At 33.0% G+C, this 25,701-nt stretch carries 24 protein-coding genes; 9 read left to right on the top strand and 15 right to left on the bottom strand.

Annotated elements, in window-relative coordinates; genetic code table 11:
* Position 1: 1 nt before the first annotated feature.
* Entirely contained in the window at positions 2-1,288 is a 1,287-nt protein-coding gene (hemL, locus tag ABD690_RS06270) for a glutamate-1-semialdehyde 2,1-aminomutase (protein ID WP_344728422.1), read from the top strand.
* 60 nt (positions 1,289-1,348) lie between these two features.
* On the opposite strand, the gene ABD690_RS06275 is transcribed toward hemL, so the two are convergent.
* From ABD690_RS06275 to ABD690_RS06295, 5 genes are all read right to left on the bottom strand, one after another.
* A complete protein-coding gene (locus ABD690_RS06275) occupies positions 1,349-1,801 on the bottom strand; it encodes a hypothetical protein (RefSeq protein ID WP_344728424.1) in 453 nt (150 codons plus the stop codon).
* A 154-nt stretch (positions 1,802-1,955) separates the two neighbouring features.
* A complete protein-coding gene (locus ABD690_RS06280; protein ID WP_344728426.1) occupies positions 1,956-3,209 on the bottom strand; it encodes a fibronectin type III domain-containing protein in 1,254 nt (417 codons plus the stop codon).
* A gap of 101 nt (positions 3,210-3,310) precedes the next feature.
* Entirely contained in the window at positions 3,311-5,614 is a 2,304-nt protein-coding gene (locus ABD690_RS06285) for a TonB-dependent receptor plug domain-containing protein (protein WP_344728428.1), read from the bottom strand.
* Positions 5,607-6,500 (bottom strand): FecR family protein, encoded by an 894-nt coding sequence (locus tag ABD690_RS06290; RefSeq protein ID WP_344728430.1) that lies wholly within the window; start codon positions 6,498-6,500, stop codon positions 5,607-5,609. The genes ABD690_RS06285 and ABD690_RS06290 overlap by 8 nt, the downstream gene beginning before the upstream one ends.
* Positions 6,501-6,571: 71 nt before the next feature.
* Complete coding sequence (locus tag ABD690_RS06295; RefSeq protein WP_344728432.1) at positions 6,572-7,087, bottom strand: RNA polymerase sigma factor; 516 nt, start codon at positions 7,085-7,087, stop codon at positions 6,572-6,574.
* A gap of 107 nt (positions 7,088-7,194) precedes the next feature.
* On the opposite strand from ABD690_RS06295, the gene ABD690_RS06300 reads away from it, so the two are divergent.
* From ABD690_RS06300 to ABD690_RS06310, 3 genes are all read left to right on the top strand, one after another.
* Positions 7,195-9,525, top strand: a complete 2,331-nt coding sequence (locus ABD690_RS06300; protein WP_344728434.1) for a LamG domain-containing protein — start codon at positions 7,195-7,197, stop codon at positions 9,523-9,525.
* A gap of 139 nt (positions 9,526-9,664) precedes the next feature.
* Entirely contained in the window at positions 9,665-10,993 is a 1,329-nt protein-coding gene (gene ffh, locus ABD690_RS06305) for a signal recognition particle protein (protein ID WP_344728436.1), read from the top strand.
* Positions 10,994-11,041: 48 nt separating this feature from the next.
* On the top strand, positions 11,042-11,917 hold the full coding sequence (locus ABD690_RS06310) for a bifunctional 5,10-methylenetetrahydrofolate dehydrogenase/5,10-methenyltetrahydrofolate cyclohydrolase (protein WP_344728438.1): 876 nt from the start codon (positions 11,042-11,044) through the stop codon (positions 11,915-11,917).
* Between the two features lie 61 nt (positions 11,918-11,978).
* On the opposite strand, the gene ABD690_RS06315 is transcribed toward ABD690_RS06310, so the two are convergent.
* The 8 genes from ABD690_RS06315 to ABD690_RS06350 all read right to left on the bottom strand — a co-directional run bounded on the left by ABD690_RS06315 (position 11,979) and on the right by ABD690_RS06350 (position 18,428).
* Positions 11,979-12,542: a hypothetical protein gene (locus ABD690_RS06315; RefSeq protein WP_344728440.1), complete on the bottom strand. Its 564-nt coding sequence runs from the start codon at positions 12,540-12,542 to the stop codon at positions 11,979-11,981.
* An 80-nt stretch (positions 12,543-12,622) separates the two neighbouring features.
* Positions 12,623-13,375 (bottom strand): 23S rRNA pseudouridine(2604) synthase RluF, encoded by a 753-nt coding sequence (gene rluF / locus ABD690_RS06320; RefSeq protein ID WP_344728442.1) that lies wholly within the window; start codon positions 13,373-13,375, stop codon positions 12,623-12,625.
* 18 nt (positions 13,376-13,393) lie between these two features.
* Positions 13,394-14,215 carry an alpha/beta fold hydrolase gene (locus tag ABD690_RS06325; RefSeq protein ID WP_344728444.1) on the bottom strand — a complete coding sequence of 274 codons (822 nt, stop codon included), beginning with the start codon at positions 14,213-14,215 and terminating at the stop codon, positions 13,394-13,396.
* A gap of 5 nt (positions 14,216-14,220) precedes the next feature.
* Positions 14,221-14,580, bottom strand: a complete 360-nt coding sequence (locus ABD690_RS06330) for a cupin domain-containing protein (protein WP_344728446.1) — start codon at positions 14,578-14,580, stop codon at positions 14,221-14,223.
* Positions 14,577-15,554: a YitT family protein gene (locus tag ABD690_RS06335; protein ID WP_344728448.1), complete on the bottom strand. Its 978-nt coding sequence runs from the start codon at positions 15,552-15,554 to the stop codon at positions 14,577-14,579. Before ABD690_RS06335 ends, ABD690_RS06330 begins: the two co-directional genes overlap by 4 nt.
* 4 nt (positions 15,555-15,558) lie before the next feature.
* Positions 15,559-16,110 carry a hypothetical protein gene (locus ABD690_RS06340; RefSeq protein ID WP_344728450.1) on the bottom strand — a complete coding sequence of 184 codons (552 nt, stop codon included), beginning with the start codon at positions 16,108-16,110 and terminating at the stop codon, positions 15,559-15,561.
* Positions 16,111-16,141: 31 nt separating this feature from the next.
* Positions 16,142-17,668, bottom strand: a complete 1,527-nt coding sequence (locus tag ABD690_RS06345; RefSeq protein WP_344728452.1) for a helicase HerA-like domain-containing protein — start codon at positions 17,666-17,668, stop codon at positions 16,142-16,144.
* A 70-nt stretch (positions 17,669-17,738) separates the two neighbouring features.
* Positions 17,739-18,428, bottom strand: a complete 690-nt coding sequence (locus ABD690_RS06350) for a hypothetical protein (RefSeq protein WP_344728454.1) — start codon at positions 18,426-18,428, stop codon at positions 17,739-17,741.
* 113 nt (positions 18,429-18,541) lie between these two features.
* On the opposite strand from ABD690_RS06350, the gene ABD690_RS06355 reads away from it, so the two are divergent.
* Positions 18,542-19,171, top strand: coding sequence for a 7-carboxy-7-deazaguanine synthase QueE (locus tag ABD690_RS06355; protein WP_344728456.1), 630 nt, complete (start codon positions 18,542-18,544; stop codon positions 19,169-19,171).
* 52 nt (positions 19,172-19,223) lie between these two features.
* Here ABD690_RS06355 and ABD690_RS06360 read toward each other — a convergent pair whose 3' ends face one another.
* Positions 19,224-19,763, bottom strand: coding sequence for a DUF2911 domain-containing protein (locus tag ABD690_RS06360; protein ID WP_344728458.1), 540 nt, complete (start codon positions 19,761-19,763; stop codon positions 19,224-19,226).
* A 46-nt stretch (positions 19,764-19,809) separates the two neighbouring features.
* Positions 19,810-21,081, bottom strand: coding sequence for a YCF48-related protein (locus ABD690_RS06365; RefSeq protein ID WP_344728460.1), 1,272 nt, complete (start codon positions 21,079-21,081; stop codon positions 19,810-19,812).
* A gap of 167 nt (positions 21,082-21,248) precedes the next feature.
* Between ABD690_RS06365 and asnB the strand changes: the two genes are divergently transcribed.
* The 4 genes from asnB (at position 21,249) to ABD690_RS06385 (ending at position 25,454) form a co-directional block, all read left to right on the top strand.
* A complete protein-coding gene (gene asnB / locus ABD690_RS06370) occupies positions 21,249-22,910 on the top strand; it encodes an asparagine synthase B (protein WP_344728462.1) in 1,662 nt (553 codons plus the stop codon).
* A 233-nt stretch (positions 22,911-23,143) separates the two neighbouring features.
* Positions 23,144-23,713 carry a magnetosome magnetite crystal formation protein family gene (locus ABD690_RS06375; RefSeq protein WP_344728464.1) on the top strand — a complete coding sequence of 190 codons (570 nt, stop codon included), beginning with the start codon at positions 23,144-23,146 and terminating at the stop codon, positions 23,711-23,713.
* 23 nt (positions 23,714-23,736) lie between these two features.
* The gene (locus tag ABD690_RS06380) at positions 23,737-24,444 is read left to right on the top strand and encodes a CPBP family intramembrane glutamic endopeptidase (protein WP_344728466.1); all 708 of its coding nucleotides are present in this window, start codon (positions 23,737-23,739) and stop codon (positions 24,442-24,444) included.
* A 332-nt stretch (positions 24,445-24,776) separates the two neighbouring features.
* Entirely contained in the window at positions 24,777-25,454 is a 678-nt protein-coding gene (locus tag ABD690_RS06385; RefSeq protein ID WP_344728468.1) for a C1q-like domain-containing protein, read from the top strand.
* Positions 25,455-25,701 lie beyond the last annotated feature (247 nt).

Here is a 25,701-nt window from a genome sequence, read left to right on the forward strand (position 1 = left end):
CATGCTGTATAAAAGAAGTAGTGCTTTATTTGTAAAGGCAGAAAAGGTTATTCCAGGTGGAGTAAACTCTCCAGTTCGTGCTTTTAAAGCAGTAGGAGGAACTCCTATCTTTGCTAAAAGTGCAAAAGGAGCCTATGTTTATGATGAAGATAACCGTAGATATATAGATTATATAAATTCTTGGGGCCCAATGATTCTTGGCCATGCATTTGAGCCTGTGGTAAATGCGGTTATTGAAAAAACAAAGCTTGGAACTTCCTTTGGAATGCCTACAGAAATAGAGACTAAAATAGCTGAATTAGCTGTTTCTATGGTTCCTAATATAGATAAGATAAGGTTTGTTAATTCAGGTACAGAAGCTTGTATGAGTGCTGTGCGATTAGCTAGAGGATATACTTCAAAAGATAAAATAATTAAATTTTCTGGATGTTATCATGGGCATAGTGATGCTTTTTTAATTCAAGCGGGTAGTGGAGCTGTTACATTTGGTAGTCCAAATAGTCCTGGAGTAACATCAGGTACTGCAAAAGATACACTTTTAGCAGCATACAATGATTTGGAAAATGTAAAAGCACTTTTTGAAGCAAACAAAAATGAGATTGCCTGTGTGATTTTAGAGCCAGTAGCAGGAAATATGGGGTGTATTCCTCCTAAAGAAGGCTTTTTAGAAGGATTAAGAGCACTATGTGATGAACATAACGCACTTTTAGTTTTTGATGAAGTAATGACTGGTTTTAGGCTAGCAAAAGGAGGAGCTCAAGAGTTGTTTAATATTAAAGCAGATATTGTTTGTTTTGGTAAAGTTGTTGGTGGCGGATTGCCGGTAGGAGCTTTTGCTTCTCGTAACGAAATAATGAATCACCTAGCACCTTTAGGAGCCGTTTATCAAGCAGGTACTTTAAGTGGAAATCCTCTGGCAATGGCTGCTGGATTGGCTATGCTTTTAGAGTTAAGTACTGATGAAGCTATTTATAAAAGGCTAGAAGAGAAAACGGCTTATTTACATAAGGGAATAGAGGATGTTTTGGTAAAGCATCATATTGTACATACGATAAATAGAATAGGCTCAATGATTTCTGTGCATTTTTCTGATAATAGTGTTCAGGATTTTGATTCGGCTACAAAAGGCAATAATGATACTTTTAAAAAGTTTTTTCATGGCATGTTAGAGCAAGGTGTTTATATAGCACCTAGTGCCTTTGAAACATGGTTTATTTCTGATGCTTTGACTTATGAAGACTTGGATGAAACAATAAAAGCAGTGGAAAAAGTTGCTGTAAATCTTTAAAAAAAACAAAAGGGCTTTTGAAATTATTTCAAAAGCCCTTTTTAATTAACAAAAACTAAACTAATTCAATTCTTTTCTGGCCATTTTTCTTTGACCTTTTCTTTTGTACATGCTTCGCTTTTCTAAACTTTTTTCCCATTTGCTATATTGTTCTTCGTTTAGAATATCTTTCATTTTTCGTTTTGTAGCTATTTGCTGATCAAGCTTATCGTTTTTATACTTTAGCATAGCTTCTTTAGACGGTCTTTCTGCATTATTTTCTTTCATTTCGCGTCTTTTATCCATGGCTTGTTTGCGTAGTTGGGCGTTTTCTAAATTTATTTTCTGAACATCTTTTTGTTGAGCATCACTTAAATCTAATTCTAAAGTCATTTGTTTAGTTTGTAGTTCTGCAATTTGTTCAGGAGTATATTGTGCCATCTTATCTTGTCTATCTCCTTTTTTGTGTTTTCTGTCTTGAGCCATAGCTTGTACACTTACAAAAGCTAAAGCGATAATTACTAATTTTTTCATATCTGTTTATTTAAGATTATTTGCTATTAGGACTTCAGGTATTACTAAAGGTTTAATTGTAAAATACTTTTTAACAACATCTTAGTTATAAATGATTAGTAATAAAAAAAGGCTTTAGTTCAACTAAAGCCTTTGTGATGTGAGTTTTTAAGAGTTATAAGGTGTCAATATAATCTTCGATTAGTGTGTAGCCTTCAGGATGTAAAATAGTTGTTCCTATCAATGGCATTGAATAATCTTGAATTAACGATTGTGTTCTGGTTTTTATAGAAGGACCATGTTCTGTGATATGACTATTTCTTATGCTGGTTTCGTACCTTAAATCTAAATTAGACTCTGGGTAGCAATCGCCTCCAGGTGAATGGCAATGTGCGCAGTTTATATCAAAATAAGCTCTAGCTCGTTCTTCTAAAGTATAGCTTGTGTCTTCCCAGTTTGGCAATACAGAAACAGTTGAAGGGTTTGATAGATTAGTTAATAGGTTTTGATCTATCATATTTTGAAGTTGATTACTCATATTCATAGTTCGCAATTTTGGACCAATTGGAGTAGCAACATCATTACTATTATGGCATTGTAAGCACTGTGTGCTAGTAGGAATTTTGTAATCTAAATTTTGAGTGCTGCCAGAATTGTCAATGTAACTGAAAGTGCTGGTGCCTCCATCTCCAGAGCTGTCTAAAGTAGCTTCGGTTTGACTGTCATTCCAAATGTAATTACCAAACTCCCAAGAGCCATTTTTCTTTATTAAAATGCGAGTTTCAATGATCTTTTTTCCTAATGATGTGTCTCGCTCATCATTGTTGTAGTAAAATGTTTTTGATATTAAAGTGTTATCAGGAAAATCAGGTAAACCATCATTTACGTAGGTCATTGAAGTACCTGGAGGTAATACAATAAGACGCTGTTTGTGCGCGTAATCTGTAAATAACGGTGTGTTTAGTTCGTATTCAAAAGCATAAACACTAGGTGTTAGGTTTTCTAAATCTCCAGCAAATAAATTGAAATCAGATAGATTTGGTAAAAAATCTGTGGCAACCAAAGGAGCGATTGTTGTGAAGCTTGTAACATCAGAAAAAACACTAACGTTAGTTGAGCTACAAACAGATTGAATATAAACATCGTAGCTTGTGTTAGATGCTAGGTTTTCAAGTGTTATTGTGGTATTTGAGTTTGTTATGCTTGTACCATTGCCTTGAGAAAAACCAGAAACACCATATTCTATTGTGTAATTAGCAGATGTGTTTGTGGCTTCCCATGAAATAATTGCACTGTCAGAGGTGACATCACTAACTTGAATATTTTCAGGTGTATTACAAGTTGGAATTGTTATTATACCGCCTTCATCGTCTTTAGAGCAGGATATAGTTAATAGTAATAAAACAATTGGAAATAGTATTTTTTTCATAAGATCTGATTATAGCTGAGTGAAAAATAGTAATTTTAATTTGTTAGATGCAAAAAAAATCGATAAAAATCTGATTATCATATGCTTTTAACGATGCTTTTTTAAAAATGTATTCTTAAACTTACATTTGGTGTTATACCTAAAGAAGTGTTCTCTATTTTATTTAAACCGCCAGAGGTATTATTTGTGTAATATGTGTTTATGATATTTTTTTTATCTAACAAGTTCCAAATGGATGCGCCTAAAATTGCTTTCTTGTTTTTAAAAATAGTGCAAGTGTAAGTTGCAGAAATATCGGTACGTAAATAATCATTTAGATTATTGCCATTGGGTGATAGGTATTGAATTATAGGCTCTTGAGTATTTTGTGATTCACTAGGAGATGTATAAGGTTTTCCGGAATGCCAGTTTACTCCTAAAGCCAGTTTTAAATTACTTATGCTATAAGATCCAGCAAAAGTTAATTGATGCCTGATGTCAGCATTATTAGGGAAACTCTTCTTGTTATTAAGAGTTTCAAAAGTATAATCGTTTTTGCTATAGCTATAACTTAACCAAGTGCTTAAATTGTTGAAGTGCTTGTTTATTAAAAAGTCAATACCATAGGTTTTGTAGTTGCCTATGGCGTTTATAAATTGAAACTGATTTTGAAACCCTTGACTTCGGGTAGTAATGCCGTCAACCTGTTTTATAAATGCTTCGGTACTTATTAAAAGCTCATTTTGATTAAAATGAATACCAAGTGAAGCTTGCTTACTTTTTATGATAGGAATGGTGCTATTGTTAGACAAAACCCAACGGCGCTTTTCTATACCTAGAAAATCCTTTTGTAAATCAATAATTTGAGAGGTTGTTTGACTTTTTAATTCCCCTAAAAGTTCTACTTTAAAATTCTTTAAAAATGTTTGATTAAAACGTATTCTTGGTTCAATAAGTAACGTGTTAAATTTTGGAATGTAGTTAGCGCGTGCGCCAATTTTTAAAAGTGTTTGCTCGTTTTTTGATGAAAATTGTCCTTCAATATATCCTGAATGCGTTCTAATAACTTCTTTTATATAACTACTAAATGTTGGGTTATTCACGTCTTCTAAATTACTAATACCTACTTCAAAAAATTGATAGCCAGATTCCAGTTTTAGACTTTTTGAGATACGGTAATCTGTATGCAGTTTTATGGTGTTTTCAAATACTTCGTTCTCTTGTTTTAGTTGCTGTTTGTTAATTAAATCAACATTATTAGCGTTTAGGTTATAGTGTGAAATGTAGCCTTGAATAGATGTTGTGATTTTGTTGTTCCAGGCTCTGCTATAATGAATGCCTCCTGCGATATTTTCCTGTTTTAAAAAGCTGTTAGAGGCTGATGTTGTTTCGTTTATTATAGCGTGTTCTTTGTAGTTTAGAGAATTCTCTGTAGTTAACCCATAAACTCTAATCTTGTCTTTACTAGATATGTCGTATAAAAATTTGGCTGAAATATCATAAAAGTAAAATGTTTCGTCACTAGCAATACTGTTGCTATTAGATAAATCGGAGTCCTGAAAAACACGTTTAAAATATTGATTATAAGTTGGTGTGCTAGCAATGTCTGTAAGAGAACGTCTGGCAGATATTTGAATTTCAGATTTTTTTGAAATAGGTGTTTTTATAAAACCGTCAGCGTTTATTAAATTAACTCCAAAACCATAGTTGGTTTCGTTTTTGACACTATCAGATAGTTGCATATCTATAACGCTTGAAATTCCGTCACCATATTTAGCGCTACTACCATTTTTTGAAACTTGAATATTTTCAGTTAAATAAGGGTTGAAGGCAGAGATTAATCCAAAGAAATGTCCGGATTGATACATCTTTATTCCTTCCCAAAGTATTAGATTTTGATCGTGAGTGCCGCCTCTTATGTTTATGTTAGATACGGTTTCATCTACACTTAAAACTCCAGGAAGCGCTTGTATGGTTTGTAGTACGTCAGGTTCAATTAAACCGGGAAGTATTCCGAATTTTTCAGGGTTTATTAATACATCGCCTTGTTTTGCAATGGATAATCCAGAGGTTAAATAATTTGTGATAAAAACTTCGTCAAGCTGTTGTAGCGATTCATTGTCTGGTTGTTGTAATGTGTTTTTAATTACAATAAATCTATCATTTAAAATGTCAAAATTTAATGAGGTGTTTTTTTCTAAAACTGCTAATGATTCTTCAAGAGATAGTTCTTGATTAGGTGCTAGAGAGAATATGTTTTTTATAGTATTGTCAGCATAAGAAAAACTTATGTTGTAGCGAGACTCTAGAGTTTTTAAAATAGAAACAAGCGGTTTCTGTTCTTGTTGAGTGTTTTGAGAAAATCCGCAAAAACTATGCAACAAAAATAGATACGTAAAAAGAAAAAACGCCTTTGCTTTACTCACGTTTTAGCGTAATTGTATCATTGGTTTTACTATAAGATAAATGCATTGGTTGCGTGATAGATTTTAAGGCAATTTCTAAATCGGTATGAGTAAAATTACCTGTAAAAAGAGCATTCACATCTATCTCATTGGTTATTATTTTTACTTGATATTGACGCTCAAATTCTCGAATAACGTTTTTTAAAGGCATGCTTTTAAAAGCACTTTCGTTATTAAGCCATTCAGGAATTTGAGCAGTTTCTTTTTCAGTAGCAATGTAATTCCCATCAAGTATTAAAAAGCGATCACCCGCTTGTAATTTTGTTTGTTTCAATTTATGAGTCACACTAACAGAACCTTCGTAGCAAGTAACTTCAAAATAGTTTTCACGTGCTTTAACATTAAATTGAGTTCCAAGTACGGTTATGGTTCCAGCGCTTGTGATAACGTCAAATTGTGAACCTTTAGTAACTTTAAAAAAGGCTTCTCCTTCTAGAAAAACATCTCTGTTGTCACTCCAAGAATGCTTGTTGTACTTTACAGAAGAATAGGCATTTAGTGTGGTTTCAGAATTGTCTGGTAATAGTATTTCTTGTTTTTCAGCAAGGTATGTATTGTATGTTTTATCTAATGTTGTTGTATAAAAATATGCGCAAAAACAAATGGCAAGTAATGCCGCTATACGTAATAAAGGCTTTAGCCATTGGTTTTTTTGTTTGTGAGTATTTCTGTTTTTTAGAGCTGTTTCTAAAGCTTGATTTGTATTAAATTCAGGAGCTTTAAACTGTTTTAAAGAGTTAGATAAACGTACAAGACTCGTGTAGTCTTCACGCTGTTTAAAAGCCTGAAGTTCTTCTGGAGAAAGCTCGTGATTGAGCCATTTTTTTAATAATTCGTCTCTTTCCATAATATATCTAACATGTATATAACAGTTAAGGTTTAATATTTCCTACCTTGTTTTTAATTTTTTTTAAAAAATTATAATTCATCAATCTCTTCCCGTAATTTTTTGAGAGCTCCATAAATACGTTTTTCTACAGCTTTTGTTGATATATCTAAAATAGAAGCAATCTCTTTAAATGTTTTTCCTTCAACTCTATTTAATAAAAAAGCAACACGTTGAGCTTCGGTTAAGTGAGATATAGCAATTTCTAACGTGTTTAAATATTCTTTTTCCTGCAATAAAAATTCAGGAGATTCATTGGTGTGTGTTTTGGGTTTTTCCTGTTGGTGTTTCCAAACAATTTTTTGATGAGCAACTTCATTAAGCATTAAGTTGTTTGCAACTGTAAACAAAAAACTTTTAGCTTTTTGAGGTGGTACTTTTGCACAGTTTTGCCATAGTTTAATAAAAGCTTCCTGTACTTTGTCTTGCGGATTTAATTGCGAACCATATTTATAAAACAAAAAGTCATGTAAGTTCTTTGCATGCGTTTTAAAGGCTTTAGAAAACAAAGTCTCATTACAAATATTATTGTCTAAATTTTTTGGCATTTTAGCATTTTAGGAATGTAAATGTAAAAAAAAATGAATACCAAGGTAGGAGTTTTTATCTTTTAGCTGTTTCATTAATAAATCATGTTTAATTAAAATTACCAACTATGAAACCACTTTTTAAATACTCATTCATTATGGCATTTTTTGCACTATTTATGGTGTCTTGTCAAGATGAAGAAGTTCGTATTAATAATCCTTCAACAGATGAAGTTGTAGATTCAAACTCGTCATTAGCAAGTTTAATGCGCTCTACCGTGACTTATGATGGGTCAAGAGATAATATTTTAGATAACGCAAGTTGTATAGGTGTTAATTTACCAGTAACTGTTACTGCAAATGACACAACAATTACTATAGAAACCCTAGATGATTTAGACTTAATTCAAGAAATTTTTGATGCGTTTAATAATGATGAAGATGTTTTAGAATTTCTTTTTCCAATAACAATCACGTTAAGTAATCATACAGAAGTTGTTATTGAAGACGCTGAAGCTTTAGAGACTTTTGTTGATGCCTGTGTTGAAGAACCAAATATAATTGAGTGTGTAGATTTTGTTTATCCAATTGTATTTTCTATTTACAATACAAACTTTCAAATTATAGATACGGTACAAATAGAAAGCGACCTTGAGATGTATGTGTTTTTAGAAGGTTTAGAAACAGGAAATCAAGGAGCGGTTTTAGCTAGTATAAATTTCCCTATAAGTTTGGTTTATGCTAACGGCAACACAATAGAGGTATTAAGTAATCAGGAACTACAAGAAGCTATTAATGCAGCAGATGAAGATTGTAATTATATTGAATGTGAAGAAGAAGAGATACATGTTTCTTTAAAGGAGTGTCATTGGACTATTGCAGAGTACACAGCTAATGGTGATTATTTGGGATTTGATTTCTATTTTGATGAAAATAATAATTTGCAAATTATTTATGGTACAGGAGCATTAACAGTAAGTGGTAATTGGGATGTTTCAGAAGTAGATGGACGTGTCATAGTCGAAATAAGTGAGTTAAGTGATTTTAATGCTTTAGAAGGAAATTGGATTGTACAAGCTTGCGAAAATGATCGTTTAGTACTATCTCAAGCGTCTAATTCAAGTGTCGTTGAAATGGTTTTAGAGCAAGACTGTAGTATGCAGCCAAGCCCATTTAACTGTTTTGAAAACTATGAAATAGAAGCTTGTGAATTAGATATAACTACACCTGTCCAAGATGCCGTATTTAACTTAAATGCAGGAACTGTTGATTTGGTTGATTGTGATGTTGAGTTTGCCGCATCATTTTACGTAAGCATTACTGATGCAGAAAATCAAACAAATCCAATAGCAAATACAGAGACTTACCAGTCTGTTTCTACAACAGTTTATTTACGTGTTGAGAGCTTGGGTGGAGACTTTCAAGTTTTTGACGTTCAGTTACAGGTTCAAGAATGTGTGCCAAATTGTTCGGAGTCTGATATTGATACGTATTTACAAGAATGTGTTTGGAATGTAGTAAGATTTAATAACGATGATCATTTAATATCATATGATTTTGAATTCTCATCAAATACAGATCTTGTCATAACAGGAGCAGGCTTAACTATCAATGCAAATTGGTCTACATCTGTTGTGGCAAACGGAACTATTTTGGAATTATATAATGTGTCAGGACCAAATATTCAAGCTGTAAATGACTATTGGTTAATTCAAGAATGTGAACCAGGAAGGCTTCAAATGATAAGTGGGAATAATATAACCATGGTTATGGAGCGTACATGTCAGTCATGTGATAATCCGGGCTTTTTAACTAACGATTTAGTGGTATACGTTCCTTTTTCTAATGAAACAGTAGATCTAATGAACGATTCTGCTCAAACAATACAAGGTACAGGTAGTTATGTAGAAGATAGAGCAGGAAATGCGTCTTGTGCAACAGCATTCAATGGGAGTCAATCAGTATCAATACCTGTGTCAGTTTCTAACCAAATAATACAAGGTGATAACTTTTCTGTAAGTCTTTGGTTCAAAATGCAAAATGATAATTTAGGTAATCTAGAAATATTATTTCAAAAAGGCGAAGTAAATTCAGAAGGTTTTCAACTAGCTGTTTATGATGGTAACACGCCGTTGGTGAGTGATACCACAAATGGTTATGGATTATGGGATAATGATTGGAATCAAGAAGTTGATGTACAATGGGAGAATACAGATTGGCATCATCTAGTAGTTACAAGAGATTCAAATAATACAATTCGTCTTTATAGAGATGGTCAATTACGTAATACCGAAGAAAACTACAATTTTGATGTAGATTCAGAGCCGTTATATAATTACATTTTAGGTCAAGGTTTTACAGGACATCTTGATGACTTAAGAGTTTATAAGCGTACATTGAGCTCTAATGAAGTTGGTGATTTATACCAATTAGAAGCCGATTGCAATACCTGCTTATAATAGCCGATTTCTAGTTTAATTAATAAAAAGAGCTACCATTTTTACGGTAGCTCTTTTTTAATATGTATTTTATTACATGAAACTTTATAAATAGGTGACAAATCATTAAATTTGCATTTCTTAAAATTCAAAGAATCTTATGTTTAATAATTTAAGTGATAAGTTAGATAAAGCGCTACACGTATTAAAAGGTCATGGTAGTATAACTGAAGTTAACGTTGCTGAAACCCTTAAAGAAGTACGAAGAGCACTTTTAGATGCCGATGTTAATTTTAAAATTGCTAAAGAATTTACAAATAGAGTAAAGGAAAAAGCATTAGGTCAAGACGTATTAACAACGTTACAACCAGGACAGTTAATGGTTAAAATCGTTAAAGACGAATTAACCGAACTTATGGGTGGAGATGCCGAAGGTATTAACCTTTCAGGAACACCAAGCGTTATATTAATGTCAGGTTTACAGGGTTCTGGTAAAACAACTTTCTCTGGTAAACTAGCCAATTATTTAAAAAACAAAAAAACCAAAAAACCTTTATTGGTAGCCTGTGACGTGTATCGTCCTGCAGCGGTAGATCAGTTGCATGTAGTTGGTGAACAAATAAACGTTGAGGTATATAGTGATAAAGGTAACCAAGATCCTGTGGCTATTGCGCAAGCTGGTATTGCTCACGCAAAAGCTAATGGGCATAATGTGGTTATTATAGATACTGCTGGTCGTTTAGCTGTAGATGAAGCGATGATGACCGAAATATCAAACATTCACAAAGCCATTCAGCCACAAGAAACATTATTTGTTGTAGATTCTATGACAGGTCAAGACGCTGTTAACACAGCAAAAGCCTTTAATGATGTTTTAAATTTTGATGGTGTCATTCTTACCAAGTTAGATGGTGATACTCGTGGTGGAGCAGCAATTTCAATTAAGTCTGTAGTAAATAAACCAATTAAATTTATTGGTACAGGTGAGAAAATGGAAGCGATTGATGTGTTCTATCCTTCTCGTATGGCAGATCGTATTCTAGGAATGGGAGACGTTGTATCTTTAGTTGAAAGAGCTCAAGAGCAGTATGACGAAGAGGAAGCTAGAAAACTTCAAAAGAAAATTGCAAAAAACCAATTTGGCTTTGATGATTTCTTAAAGCAAATTCAGCAAATCAAGAAAATGGGTAACATGAAAGACCTTATCGGAATGATTCCTGGAGCAGGAAAAATGATGAAAGGTATTGATATAGATGATGATGCTTTCAAAGGTATTGAAGCAATTATTCATTCTATGACTCCAAAAGAGCGTGCTAACCCAGCTATTATAAACGCCAGTAGAAAAAAACGTATAGGAAAAGGTTCAGGAACTTCTGTTCAGGAAGTGAATCAACTGCTTAAGCAATTTGATCAAATGAGTAAGATGATGAAAATGATGCAAGGCGGCGGCGGAAAACGTATGATGCAAGCTATGAAAAACATGAGGTAACTCATGTTTTTTTATTTCAAATAATGATTCAACATAACTAACAACAACATGACTATTTTAGACGGAAAAAAAATCAGTAATGACATTAAAGATGAAATTGCTGAAGAAGTAAAAAAAATGAAAGACAAAGGTGAAAAAGTACCGCATTTAGCAGCAGTTATTGTTGGTAATGATGGCGCTAGTCTAACCTATGTTGCTAGTAAAGTTAGAGCTTGTGAGCGTGTTGGGTTTGAGTCTACAATGGTTAGAATGTCAAACACCACAAGTGAAATTGAATTGTTAGATAAAATTGAAGAATTAAATGAAAATCCTGAAATAGATGGGTTTATTATTCAGTTGCCATTGCCCAAACAAATAGATACTCAAAAAGTATTACTAGCAGTAAACCCAGATAAAGATGTTGATGGTTTTCATCCTATGAATTTTGGTAGAATGGCTTTAGATATGAGTACTTTTATTCCAGCAACCCCATTTGGTATTCTAGAGCTTTTAGATAGATATGGAGTTGATACAAAAGGAAAGCATACTGTGGTAATAGGTCGTAGTCATATAGTTGGTAGGCCAATGAGTATTTTAATGGGGCGTAAAGGTTTTCCTGGTAACTCAACTGTAACATTAACGCACAGTCACACAAAAAACATAACTCAAATAACTTCTCAAGCAGATATTATTATATCGGCACTTGGTGTGCCTAATTTCTTAAAAGCTGAAATGGTTAAAGATGATGCTGTTATTATTGATGTAGGTATCACTAGAGTTCCAGATGATAGTACCGAAAAGGGCTATAGAATTACAGGTGATGTTGATTTTGAAAATGTTAGTAAAAAAGCAAGTTTTATTACACCAGTTCCTGGAGGTGTTGGGCCAATGACTATAGCAATGTTGCTTAAAAACACATTGTTGGCAAGAGAACGTCATATGTAATAAAATATTAATGTAAACAAAAAAAGCCCTTAATTTTAATTAAGGGCTTTTTTGTTATTTATTAGTCTATACCAAAACAGTATATCCTTACATTGTTGTTTGTTGCTAAAATATTAGCGGCTTGTTGTCCTTTGTAAATAGGTTGAAAAGCGTATTCACCAGGAACTAGTGGCTTTTTAAAAACCATCTCGTAAAGGTTTTCTTGTCCTTCAATAGGCTTTAATTCTGGAATGGTTAAATGTTCGCTCAAATCTTTTGCACCACCCATATTATGACCTTGTTGTACAAATCTTCGGTATGTTTTTCTTTTTTTAACAACATCAGCTTTAGATATAATTACTAAATCTAACGGATCAATTCCTGGGTCTAATTTCATTAAGAATTTAGGAAGACTTCCCGATTTAAATCTTATAGGAGAGTTTTTACTATTAAAAACAGTTAGATATTGGTTAACGCCACCATAACCAAACCCAATGGCTTTAGCTTCAATTTTTGAGCTTACTCGTTCAAACTCTTGTGTGCCATCTTCAGTTTGATAATATGGTACAAAAGTTTTTTCAATTTCTTGACACATAGAAACTACAGAGTAACTTGCCAGTAGAATAAAAAGTAATAAGTTTTTCATGACTATTTAAGATTAGTTATTTAATACACCAAACTTAAATAATAACGAAACTCAATAAAATACCTAATGTAAGGTATTTTTTACTTTTTAGAGTGTTTAGATTTTGGTACGTAGTTTTTGGTAGAGTCCTCAAGAAGGTTGTTTAATTCTTCCATTTCGGTTTTTGTTAGCTCTCGGTATTTGCCTATAGGAACATCAAGGTTTATGTTCATTATACGAACACGTTTTAGCGTTTGTACTTCGTAATTTAAATACTCACACATTCTGCGTATTTGGCGGTTTAATCCTTGAGTTAAAACAATTTTAAACTCATAAGTGCTTAATTTTGTAACACGACATTTTTTTGTAACCGTATCTAGAATAGGAATGCCGTTTGACATTCGCTCAATAAATGTTTGTGATATAGGTTTGTCTACACTTACTATATATTCTTTTTCGTGATTGTTGCTGGCACGCAAAATTTTATTTACAATATCACCATCATCAGTTAGAAGTATGAGTCCTTCACTCGGTTTGTCAAGTCTACCGATTGGGAAAATGCGCTTGTGATACCCAATATAGTCTATAATGTTGTCTTTTTCAACGCGTGTATCTGTTGTGCATACAATGCCAACAGGCTTATTGAATGCTAAATACGTGAAAGATTTTTTTGTATTAATTACTTCTTTCCCATCTACGCAAACAATATCGGTTTTAGCGATTTTAGTTCCCATTTCAGGAACTTCACCGTTTATAGTAACGCGTCCAGCATCTATAAGTTTGTCTGCTTCACGACGTGAGCAATAACCAACTTCACTTAAGTATTTATTAATACGTTTTAATGTCTCTTCCATGTTGCAAAGATAATAACTTTAGCTGGCTAAAAAGCTATAAATATGATTTGCTACAACGTCGCCTTTTAAAGAGTGACCTAAACCTTTGGTTGTGATTAATGTGCTGTTTTTGAAATATCTTTTTATAAGAAGAGCATCATTGTAAGGAATGATTTTATCATCTTCATCATGTATAATAAGGCCTTGTTGTGTGATTTTTTTTATAGATGATGCTGTAGAGAATTTTTCAGGGCTAGCTCCAAAACGTTTTACTATTGTTGAGTTTATTGAGTTAATAGTTCGTTTGTTATAGCCTAGCATGTTTGTGTATCGCTTTAAGACATCTTTAAATTCTGATGGCGCTCCTAATAGGATTAACTTTTTTATGCTGCTATTTTGATATTTATGTTGGTAAAAAACTGAAGCCATACCGCCTACCGAATGGCCAATTATGATTTCAGGATTATAACGTTTGGCAACCACGTTTATAAATTCTGAATAGAGCAAGGCGTTAAATCTATCTCCACCGGAATACCCATGGGCAGGAGCATCTAGCGCAACAATATTATGTCCGACTTTTTTTAAATTTAGTATTAAGTCTTTCCATCGGGCCGAGTTGCTTTCCCAGCCATGAACAAGTAAGATGGTAGGTTTGTTTCCTAGCCATCTATATGTCATTATAGATGAGTTGTTATATGTTAATTCGTCTTTAAAGGCTGTGTCTAAAAAATCGGCTTGTTTTTCAGATACTTTGCCTCGCATAGGTTTTGTAAATAAAAATAAAGCAATACGAGCTGATAGTTTTGGGGAAACCAAACTTAATGTGTTAATACTAAATCCAATAAGTTTATGTGTAATCATGGTTATTATTCTCTGTTTACAGAATCTATTGAAAAAGCAGGCAGGCAAATTGCCAGGTAAACACAAGGCTCTGTAAACGGGTTTGAGTATTGAACACGTGTGTTTTTGTTTATTTTTATAGATTGACCAGCTTCAAGAACAATGGTTTCATTTTCTATAATAAACTGTTTTTTGCCTTTTATTATAAATGTATACTCGTCAAATTCTGGAGTTTGAAAAGGTTCGCTCCAACCAGGAGGCGCTATCATGTGAGCAATACTTATTTCAGAATTGCCATCGCTGGCTAACCCAAAATGCTCTTTAATGGTTTTTCCGTCTGTTGTAGGAACGATAAATGGATTATCTTGAATTTTAAATTTTTTCATTTTTTCTCTAATGGTTTGCGTTTTATCATGCCTCCTTTAAGGTCTTTAACAAGCCCCATGACAATGAATGCTTTGTTGTCTATTTTGTCAATTTCTGTATGGAGTTTTGCTAGTTCTAAACGGGTAACAATGGTGTAAATAATATCTTTGTCATAGGCTGATTTGTGTTCGCCGTATCCGCCTTTTCCGGCATATATAGTACAAGCTCTACGTAGTTTTTCAGTAATCATAACTCGTAAAGCTTCGTGTTCTTTTGATATAATAGTTACGCCTACATATTCTTCAACGCCATCAACTACAAAATCTACAGTTTTAGCAGCGGCTAAATAGGTTAGTATAGCATAAAGTGCTGTTTCTATTGATAGTATATAAGCGCCAAAAGAAAAAATGATAATATTTATAAGGAGAAGTACATCACCAACAGTAAGTGAAAATTTTCGGCTTAAATAAATGGCTAGAACTTCAGTGCCATCAATAACACTTCCACCTCTCATAGACATGCCTATTCCTAACCCTAAAAAGAAACCACCAAATACAGCAATTAATAATTTATCATTTGTAATGGTTGGATAGTCTACATAATGTACAACAAAGCCTAAAAAGGCTATAGCGACGATGCTTTTTAGAGCAAATTTCACACTAAATGTTTTAGCTCCTAATATTAAAAAAGGAAGGTTGACTAAAATTAAAAGAAAGCTTAATTGAATAGAGGTAATGTTTTCTAATAGTAATGAAATACCAGTAGCTCCACCATCAATAAATCTGTTAGGTAATAAAAATCCTTTTAGTCCAAAACCAGCAGAAATAACTCCAATAAAAATTAAGAAGTATTCTTTTATAGCATGAGTTGCTTCAATTTGTAAGTTTCTTACAAGCGGAACAAGTTGTTTTTTTGATATAGGAGCATTTGGAGCCGCAGCTTTTAGTTTTTTGCGCGCTATATCAACAAGTATTTTAGAAAAAAAAGGGTTCATGCGTTTACCAGCCTATCATAAAGTATTTTATTTTCGCTTTGTCAGGGATTTGAATAGCTTCTATTTTAGCATTGATGTCAAATCGTAATTCAGCAGGAAGCTCTTCTTTATCAATGGTAAAGAACGCATTGATTTCGTTTACAAAAACTACCACATTTTTTAGAGTGTTTTGTATGCTTGATATTTTATAGTTGTTTTTAATGTCAGCAAAAGTACTAGCTGTTGAAATACCTTTTTCAGTTTTAAATCTTGAGTCTAATATTTTTACCGTTTCTATAGTAGAAAGAGAATCTAGCATTCTTTTAGGACTCAATACAAGTAGCTCGTTACCTGCTTTGTCATATATTTCTATATCGTAGTTGGCTCTCATAAAAGCGCCTTGATTTGTTTGGCGTACAATAGAGTCGTTACTGTATATGGTTTTAAGGTCTTTTACTTGAGTTGAATCGGTAAGTAAGCCTATATGTTGTTTGCTTATTTGAAAAGGGTCTTGTTCTTTTTTGCAACTTACTGCTGCTATTGCTATTATAAAAAGACTTAATAGGGTTTTATTCATAAGTGTGTAATCTAAAAAATTAATGGTTTTGTTATTTTAACATTTTTGTAAGTATACCTAAAACGCTTCTAATAACAGTAGGACTTGTCAATACTTTAACAATTGGATTTTGTCTGGTGCTTTTTCTTGATGATTTTCTTGAAGCAGCTTTTTTTATAGCTTCTTTTTCTTCTCGAGCTTTTTCTCTGGCTTCTTCAGCATTGGCCAACTCAATTTTTTTATTAAGCAATTCATAAGCACTTTCTCTGTCTATTGTTTCATTGTATTTTTTTACAAGTTTAGAGTTTGCTAATAAATTACGTAATTCGGTGTCCGTTAAAATATCCATACGACTCATAGGAGCTCGCATCATAGTAGCAGCTAAAGGAGTTGGTCTTCCTTTTTCATTAAGCGCAGATACTAATGCTTCTCCAGTTCCTAAAGATGTTAAAACATCAGCAGTATCATAATATTCAGTATCAGGATAGTTTTGAGCCGTTAGTTTTATGGCTTTTCGGTCTTTTGCAGTAAAAGCTCGTAAGGCATGTTGAACTTTCAGGCCTAGTTGACTTAAAACGGCTTCAGGAACATCGGTAGGATTTTGAGTAACAAAATACAAGCCAACACCTTTACTTCTGATGAGTTTAACAATGCTCTCTATTTGATTTAAAAGCGCTTTTGAAGCTTCGTTAAAAATTAAGTGAGCTTCATCAATAAACATAATTAATTCTGGTCGCCCAGTGTCACCTTGTTCTGGAAAAGTAGAATAGATTTCTGCTAGTAAGCTCAACATGAACGTGGAGAATAGTTTAGGTTTATCCTGAATGTCTGTTAGTCTTATGATGTTGATGTACCCTTTTCCATTTTCGTCTACACGAAGTAAATCTTCTGTGTCAAATGATTTTTCTCCAAAAAATAGGTCGCCGCCTTGTTGCTCTAGTTCTATAATTTTACGCAATATAGCACCTGTTGAAGCTGTTGATATACGTCCATAGGCTTCTTGGAACTCCGCTTTGCCTTCGTCTGTAGCATATTGAAGAATTTTCTTGAAATCTTTTAAGTCTAAAAGCGGAAGCTTATTATCATCACAATATTTAAAAATAACAGCAATAATACCGGCTTGTGTTTCTGTAACATCTAATATTCTAGATATTAAAACAGGTCCAAATTCACTTATTGTTGCTCTTAATCTTACACCATCTTGTTCTGATAAAGACATAACTTCAACAGGAAAAGACTTTGGATTAAAAGGGAGGCCTATTTGTTCGTGGCGCTCATCAATTTTTACATGACCAGGACTAGGTTGTGCTAAACCGCTTAAATCACCTTTTATGTCCATTAATAACACAGGAACTCCTTTTTCGCTTAAATTTTCAGCTAATACTTGTAGTGTTTTGGTTTTTCCTGTTCCTGTTGCTCCAGCTATCAAGCCATGACGATTCATGGTTTTTAGAGGGACGTTTACAAAAGCCTCTTTTACTGTTTTGCCACCAAGCATAGCAGCACCTAGTGTGATGTACTCGCCTTTATTGGTGTTGCCTTCAGTAATATGTTTAAAAAAGGACGCTTCTTTATTCATGGGTTGATAATTTTAGTAAAAATACTGCAAATAAAAAGAAGAAAAAAATGTCCTTTTTCAACAAAAAACTTTAATTGAGTTGTGTAATGCCTATGTTAATGAACTTTGCGCTCAATGGTGTGTTAGCATTATTTAAAACGTATTCTAGCTTTATATTGTCACCAGCATTTACAGGATACATAATATTGCCGCTTGTACCCCAATAATCTTGATTAGGCAGGCTAGAAAATCCTCTGCTTAGGTAACCTACAAGCTGATTGTTTATTGTAAGAGCTAAAATATACTTTTTATTTCCACTAGGCATATTACTGGTTGATAATGATGCACTAAAAAGATAATTTCCAGTTTGATTTATAGTTATTGCTCCGTTGCCTGTGACATTAAATATGTTTGTATTTGTTACAATGACGTCGTTAATCCCTATGGGAAAATTAACATAGGTGTTGTCTGGTGTGCTTAAAGCAGTGTTTCCGTTGTTGTAGCTTTTGTTAATTATTAAAGTGTTGTTTTTTAAGCTAGTCCAACGATTGTTCTGAAAAACACAATGAGATTTTGTTGTTGTGTTGTAAACCATAGCTCCTTCAAGTGGAGTTGGTATGTTTAGCATTTGGTTGTTTGTCATTCTTGGGGGAATAAAAGCTCCAGTAGTGCTATCAATTTGTAAAGACGAACCATCATCAGGGTTGGTAGTTCCAATTCCAACTTGACTATAATTATTATAAACGACAAGCAACATCAATAAGGCTATTAACTTTTTCATAGTAGGGAGAATAAAAAGTGATGTGTTATTGCTGTTATGTGCGAAAATACATATAAAAAATACAAGTCCAAAACGTTTAATAATCACTTAACTATTGTTTATCTTTGCAGGCTATGAAGAAAGATATTCAATCATTAGTTGATAAAGGTGAGATGCTGCCTTTGATGGAAGAGTTTTACACCATTCAAGGAGAAGGCTATCATAAAGGAACTGCTGCTTATTTTATAAGAGTTGGCGGTTGTGATGTAGGTTGTCATTGGTGCGATGTAAAAGAAAGTTGGAATGCAGATATTCATCCGCCAACAGAAATATCAAAGATTGTTGATAATGCCGCTAAATATAGTGACACTATAGTTATTACAGGTGGAGAGCCATTAACTTGGGATATGACATTGCTAACAAAGCAATTAAAAGATAAAGGACTTAAGGTTCATATAGAAACTTCAGGAGCTTATAAGCTAACAGGTACTTGGGATTGGATTTGTTTGTCTCCTAAAAAATTGAAATTGCCAACTCAAGAAGTGTATGATAATGCTAATGAGTTAAAGGTGATTGTTTATAATAAAGACGATTTTCGTTTTGCTGAAGAGCAAGCAGCAAAAGTAAATAAAGATTGTATTTTATACTTACAACCTGAGTGGAGCAAACGTGATAAAGTTGTTCCTGAAATTGTTGATTATGTAATGAAAAATCCTAAATGGAAAGTGTCGTTACAAACACATAAATATTTAAATATACCATAAAAAAAGCCTTGATTTCTCAAGGCTTTTTTTTGTGTTTAGAACAGTTGATTAACTATTGTTTTTTTATAGGAACGGCAATGCGTAAAGTGTCCCAAGCTAAATACATTGTAGCGTTTTCATCAAAAGCGATAGAGAAAGCCTCTAGAGATTCTTTTCCTTCGGTAACAGGAACTTTTACTCTAGCAACATCATTGGCTTCATCGTATGAATAAGCGCCCCACATATCTGTATCATAGTTTAAAATGATTGTCCACTCTTTTTCTCCAGGAATGGTAAATAAAGAATAGGTTCCAGCCTTAACTTTTTTGTCGCCAAATAAGACATGAGAAAAGAAAGTGATTTCTGAAGCCTCATTGGCACCTGTTCTCCAAACTTTTCCATTAGGAGTTAGAGATTCTATGGTTCTACCTCGAAGTTGAGGTCTGCTGTAAGTTACTTTTACAAGTTTGTAAAATTCGTTATGACTGCTAGGGTATGCTGCTGCATCCATAGGGCTAACATCAAGTTTTTTGAAATCTTGAGCAAAACTATTTGTGGTAAAAAATAAAATGCAAATTATTGTCAGTGTTAATAGGTAAGATATTTTCTTCATAAATTTTTATTTGATTTTAAATATAGTAGAATTTAATAAAACAAGATTATTGCTTTACAAATTTTAACGATTTACGTTGAAAATTATTATGAAAATTAACAAAGTAAACACCAGAATTTAACTCGTATACAGGAAAAGAATATGCTTTTGTTATATCATTTTTTAGGATGCGTTCTCTGCAAAGTTTTTTTACAAAGCGTCCTTTACTATCATAAAGTTCAATAAGAATATTGTCACTAGTAGGATAGTAAATACTAAATGCTAAATTATCTTTTACAGGATTGTTTTTCAATTGAATATTTAGTGATTTTGAAGGACTGTTTACCGAGCTTTTAATACTTAAAGTTTCATCAGTGAATTTGTAAATTGATGTGCCTGCGGCATAAGCTAAACTAGAGTTTATAACAAAAATTCTATTTAAGTTAGAGCCTGTGTTTAAGTTTGTCCAGGTTTGTCCACCATCATTGGTTTGATGAAGTCCAGTTGTGTGACCGCCCATCCAGCCAGTATTTTCATTAATAAATCCAACAGCTTGTATTGATGTTTCTGGAGCGTTATTACTTGACCAACTAATGCCGCCATTTGTTGTTTTTATTAGTTTGCCAGGGTTTGGGGCTACAGACTCTATAGCGCCAAATAAAACATCGGTATTGCTATCAAGTACTTGAAACTTCCATACATACTCACCAGCTATATTAGAGTTGTATATTTCTGTCCAGGTTTGTCCGCCATCAATAGTTTTTAGAATAGTAGCGCCAGAGTTGTTATTGCCAGCAGCAAATCCTATGTTTTCAGTAATAAATTTTATTTCAACAAGCGCATCGGCATAAGCAGACATGTCAATGTAATCCCAGGATAATCCGCTATCAGTGGATTTTATAATGTAAGCAGGAGTAAAATAGGCTCCACAACCATAAATTGTTGAACTACCTACAGCATTCAAACCACAAATAGCTTGAGGGTTTGGAGAGATATTGGAGACTTCAGTCCAAGTTGTTCCACCATCATTTGTTGAGAAAAATTTACCATTTAAAGTCCCTAAAAAACCAATATTTTCATTAATGAATTCAATATTTCTAAAGTAGTAGCTGCCACCTAAATCACTAGAGCTAACTTGTTCTGTCCAAGTGTTGCCGCCATCAGTAGTTTTAAAAACTGCTGCATAATAACCATTCGCAGCCCAACCAATATTGTCGTTTATAAAGAAAACATCGTCAAAACGTTGTCCGTTTGTGTTAGGAGTGATTGAAGTAGGTTGCCATGTTTGACTAAATAGTACAAAAGGCAAAAGGTAAACGAGTAGGCTTAAGTGTTTCATTTTGCAAATATAAATAACAAAATACAGTTGAATAACTTCTTTAATGATATTAATTTTTATTTTTTAGTTTTAATTTGTAATTTAAATGCTGATTATGCTTTTTATTTTGTAATGTTAAATGAATATTTGCTTCATAATATGTGACAATTGATATAAAAAGAGAAATTATGTGTGGAATTGTATGTGCATTTGATTTAAAGCAGAAAACAGAAGATTTAAGACCTCAAATATTAGAAATGTCAAAAAGAATCCGTCATCGTGGTCCAGACTGGAGCGGAATTTTTGATAATGACAAAGCGATTATGGCACATGAGCGTTTAGCAATTGTTGATCCTGCTTCAGGAAAACAACCTTTGTTTTCGGAAGATAAGAGGTTTGTTTTAGCGGCTAATGGTGAAATATATAACCACAGAGAGTTGCGTAAACAATTTCCTGATTACAAGTTTCAAACTGAAAGTGATTGTGAAGTTATTTTGGCGTTGTATCAAGAAAAAGGAACTGATTTTGTCGATGAACTTAATGGTATTTTTGGGTTTGCGATTTATGATGTTGAAAAAGACGAATATTTTGTAGCTAGAGACCACATGGGAATCATTCCATTATACATTGGATGGGATCAAAACGGAACCTTTTATGTAGCATCAGAATTGAAAGCACTTGAAGGTGTTTGTACAAAAATTGAGCTATTTCCTCCAGGTCATTATATGTCTAGTAAAGATGGTGAATTTGTGCAATGGCATAAGCGTGAGTGGACTGATTATGATACAGTAAAAGACAACGAGACAAGCATTGCAAAAATAAAAGAAGCGCTTGAAGCAGCTGTTCACAGGCAGTTAATGAGTGATGTACCTTATGGTGTGTTGCTTTCAGGAGGGTTAGATTCTTCGGTGACTTCAGCAATTGCAAAAAAATATGCTCAAAAACGTATTGAAAGTGATGATAATTCTGATGCTTGGTGGCCTCAATTACATAGCTTTTCAGTAGGACTTGAAGGGTCTCCAGATTTGGCTGCAGCACAAAAAGTGGCAGACCATATTGGAACTGTTCACCACGAAATAAAGTTTACCATTCAAGAAGGGTTAGATGCGGTAAGAGACGTAATTTATCAGCTAGAAACCTATGATATTACAACTATTCGCGCGAGTACACCTATGTATTTAATGGCAAGAGTTATTAAGTCTATGGGAATAAAAATGGTGTTGTCTGGTGAAGGTGCTGACGAATTATTTGGCGGTTATCTTTACTTTCATAAAGCACCAAATGCCAAAGAGTTTCATGAAGAAACGGTTCGTAAATTAAGTAAACTGCATATGTATGATTGTTTAAGAGCAAATAAAAGTTTAGCAGCTTGGGGAATCGAAGGTCGTGTGCCATTTTTAGATAAGGAATTCATGGATGTGGCAATGAGTATCAACCCGCAAGATAAAATGATAACACCAGAGCGTATGGAAAAATGGGTAGTGAGAAAAGCTTTTGAAGACATGCTGCCAGAAAGCGTAGCTTGGAGACAAAAAGAACAGTTTAGTGATGGTGTTGGTTACAGTTGGATTGACACTTTGAAAGAAGTTGTAAATGAAGAAGTAACCGATGAGCAAATGAAAAATGCGCATTTTAGGTTCCCGATACAAACACCTCAAAATAAAGAAGAGTTTTATTATCGCTCTATTTTTGAAGAGCATTTTCCAAGCGATGCAGCTGCATTAAGCGTACCACAAGAACCTAGTGTAGCATGCAGTACAAAAATTGCTTTAGAGTGGGATGAAGCATTCAAAAACATGAATGACCCAAGTGGAAGAGCAGTTTCAAAAGTACATACTGATGCATATTAATTTTAATAATCTATAAGAAGGAAAGCCGGTTAAAAACCGGCTTTTTTTATTTTAAAAATAATTACCTTTAAAGACTAGACTAACCCAATGTATTATTTTGAGTTTTCAAGTAAGTTTGCTTAATGAAGGCTTAAAACCCTTATAAAATCTAATAATGACATATAGGTGACATTTAAATGTCGTGTTAAAATCCAATAACCTGAAGTAGATTTGCATCAGAAATAATAATCAAAATGAATAAAAATTCTTTAAGCGAAAATTTAACCTATCAGCGAAAGCTAAAAGGGTATACGCAAGAGCAACTTTCTGATAAAACTACTGTTACGGTTAGAACCATTCAGCGTATAGAAAAAGGTGATGTACAGCCACATCTTCAAACGGTAAAACTGTTGGCAGCAGGTCTTGAAATAGAGATTGACGAATTACTGATTCTTGAAGACCCAAAGGAGGAAGTCATACAACGCAAATGGATGTTGTTGCTTCATGGTTCTCCTTTTTTAGGATTGATTATTCCATTTGGAAGTATTTTATTTCCACTGTTTATTTGGATTCATAAAGCTGAAGATAGTAAGGTGTATGATGCACATGGTAGGGCTGTTGTAAACTTTCATGGAACAATTACCTTGCTGTTCTTTTTGTCATTACTATCATTTTTTATTATTCCAGGTTATAATTTTTTTATTTCAGGAGCGATTGTTCTTTTTGCTATTATCACTACGATATATAATATTTCAAGATCACTGCAAACAGGAACTTTTAAGTATCCATTTTCAATCCCATTTTTGAAACCAAAAGAGGTGTAACTTTAATTTAAAACGTATTTCAAATGTTAGGATTATTAATAATACTAGTAATCTCATGGGCACTCTTACGCTTTGTTGAGAAAAAAAATATCGATGTTTTAGGTGTTATTCTATACCCAAAACGATTAACCCAATTTATACTTGGATTTATATTTATCGTGCTAGTTACTCTTGTAAATATAGGTGTTGAAACTTTTGTTTTAAAAGTAGAATGGGAATTACAATCAACATTTAATTACAAGCTGTTTTTTGGCGCAGTTGTTTACCATTTAAAGTCAGCTCTAACCGAAGATTTAGTTTTTAGAGGTGCTCTTTTATATATACTAATACATAAGTTAGGTGCAAAGTGGGCCATTTTAATTTCTGCCTTGTTTTTTGGAGTGTATCATGTGTTTTCCTATGGCATGATTGGAGATAGATGGATTGCTGTCGTATATGTGATTTTGGTAACAGGTTTTACAGGTTATGTTTGGGCTTATACATTTTATAAAACAAAATCCATAATGATGGGTTTAGGGTTTCATTTAGGTGTGAATTTAATGAACGCCTGTTTTTTTGAATCGCAACCTTATGGTGAAATTTTCTTTCAGAAAGTATCAAGTATAGACATCAACGATTGGAATTGGTTGTTTTTTAATTTGTTTAAAGGCTTGTTTCCTTCTTTAGCTACTTTGGTTTGTTTAAAGTTGTTGTTAAAATCAAAGTTGTATTCCAAAATAGAAAAGAAATAAAAGGAGTGTCAACCAGGACTTGTTTTAGGTTCTTGTAGAAAAAAATCAATCATGACAACTGCTTTTGAGTAGGGTAAAAGCATTTAAAAACATGAAGGATTTCTAGGTATGATGTGGTAAACATATATACAAATGCTTATAGAAGTGAGTGAAGTCTAATCTTAAAAAACTGTAATTTCCCCAAGATATTTCATTTGTAAAAAGTAATATTAATCTTACATTTATATTGATTGAATATGTATTTTATCGATTAAATGTATTTTTTTTTAGTTTATTAGTGTGTTTTTTTAGTATATTTAAGTACTCCCATAGAACTTTAAAGATGCAATACTATGTTTGTGAAATTAAAGTTTGTACTTATTTTTGTTTTTTCAATGCCTGTATTTTCTCAAGTTGGGATTAATACAACATCACCTACTGCATCATTAGATGTTAACGGGGATTTGAGAATTAGAACCATAGAAGAAGAAACCAACCCTTTAACTAAATCTATAATAGCTAAAGACTCTGTGCTAGTTACTTCTGGAGAGATTGTAAAATCAATACCCTCAAAAGAGATTATAAATTCAGTTCTTTTGTCAGCAGTAAAAGGTGGTTTTTCAGGGCCTGCAGCTTCAAGCATTACGTTGGGCTCTTTGTATGAAGACCTTGTTTTTGATAGTGAAGAATTTGATTTAAATGATGAGTTTAATGTTTCTACAGGAGTCTTTACAGCCAAACAAGATGGTATTTATCAAGTCACTGTACAGATTAATTCAAGCAGTGCTATTGCAGTCTCAACAGATTATGGTGTCTGTATTTTAAAAAACAATGCGTTGGTTGCAAGAGAAAATTTTGCAAACATAAGTTTGCTTGGGCTTAACTTAACACCGCCTATTCGTAAAACTCAAGCGTTACTACAGTTAAGTGCTAATGATACTATATCGTTTCAAATTTTTTCAAACTTGCTATCTGTAAATTTACTTTCTAATTCAATTGATACTTTTTTTACTATTGTTCAAATAAGATAGTTGATACTTTTACAAGTAAAATAGCGCATATAAGAGCTTGTTTTTGTTTTCTGGTTTTTATAATGCTTTAAAAATATTCGAAATCTAATTTAAGGTGCTTTTTAAGCGTTTTAAGAAACTTTTTTAGAAATTAACAAATGTTGATAATTTCTTCGTTAACTCGTTAAAATACTTTTAAAAGGCTTAATAATTTGTTATCTTTGTTAGAATCTCATAAGAGACGCAACAGGCGTCTTTTTTTCTGTAA

The organism is Corallibacter vietnamensis (genome assembly GCF_039537875.1).
Classification (GTDB): domain Bacteria; phylum Bacteroidota; class Bacteroidia; order Flavobacteriales; family Flavobacteriaceae; genus Corallibacter; species Corallibacter vietnamensis.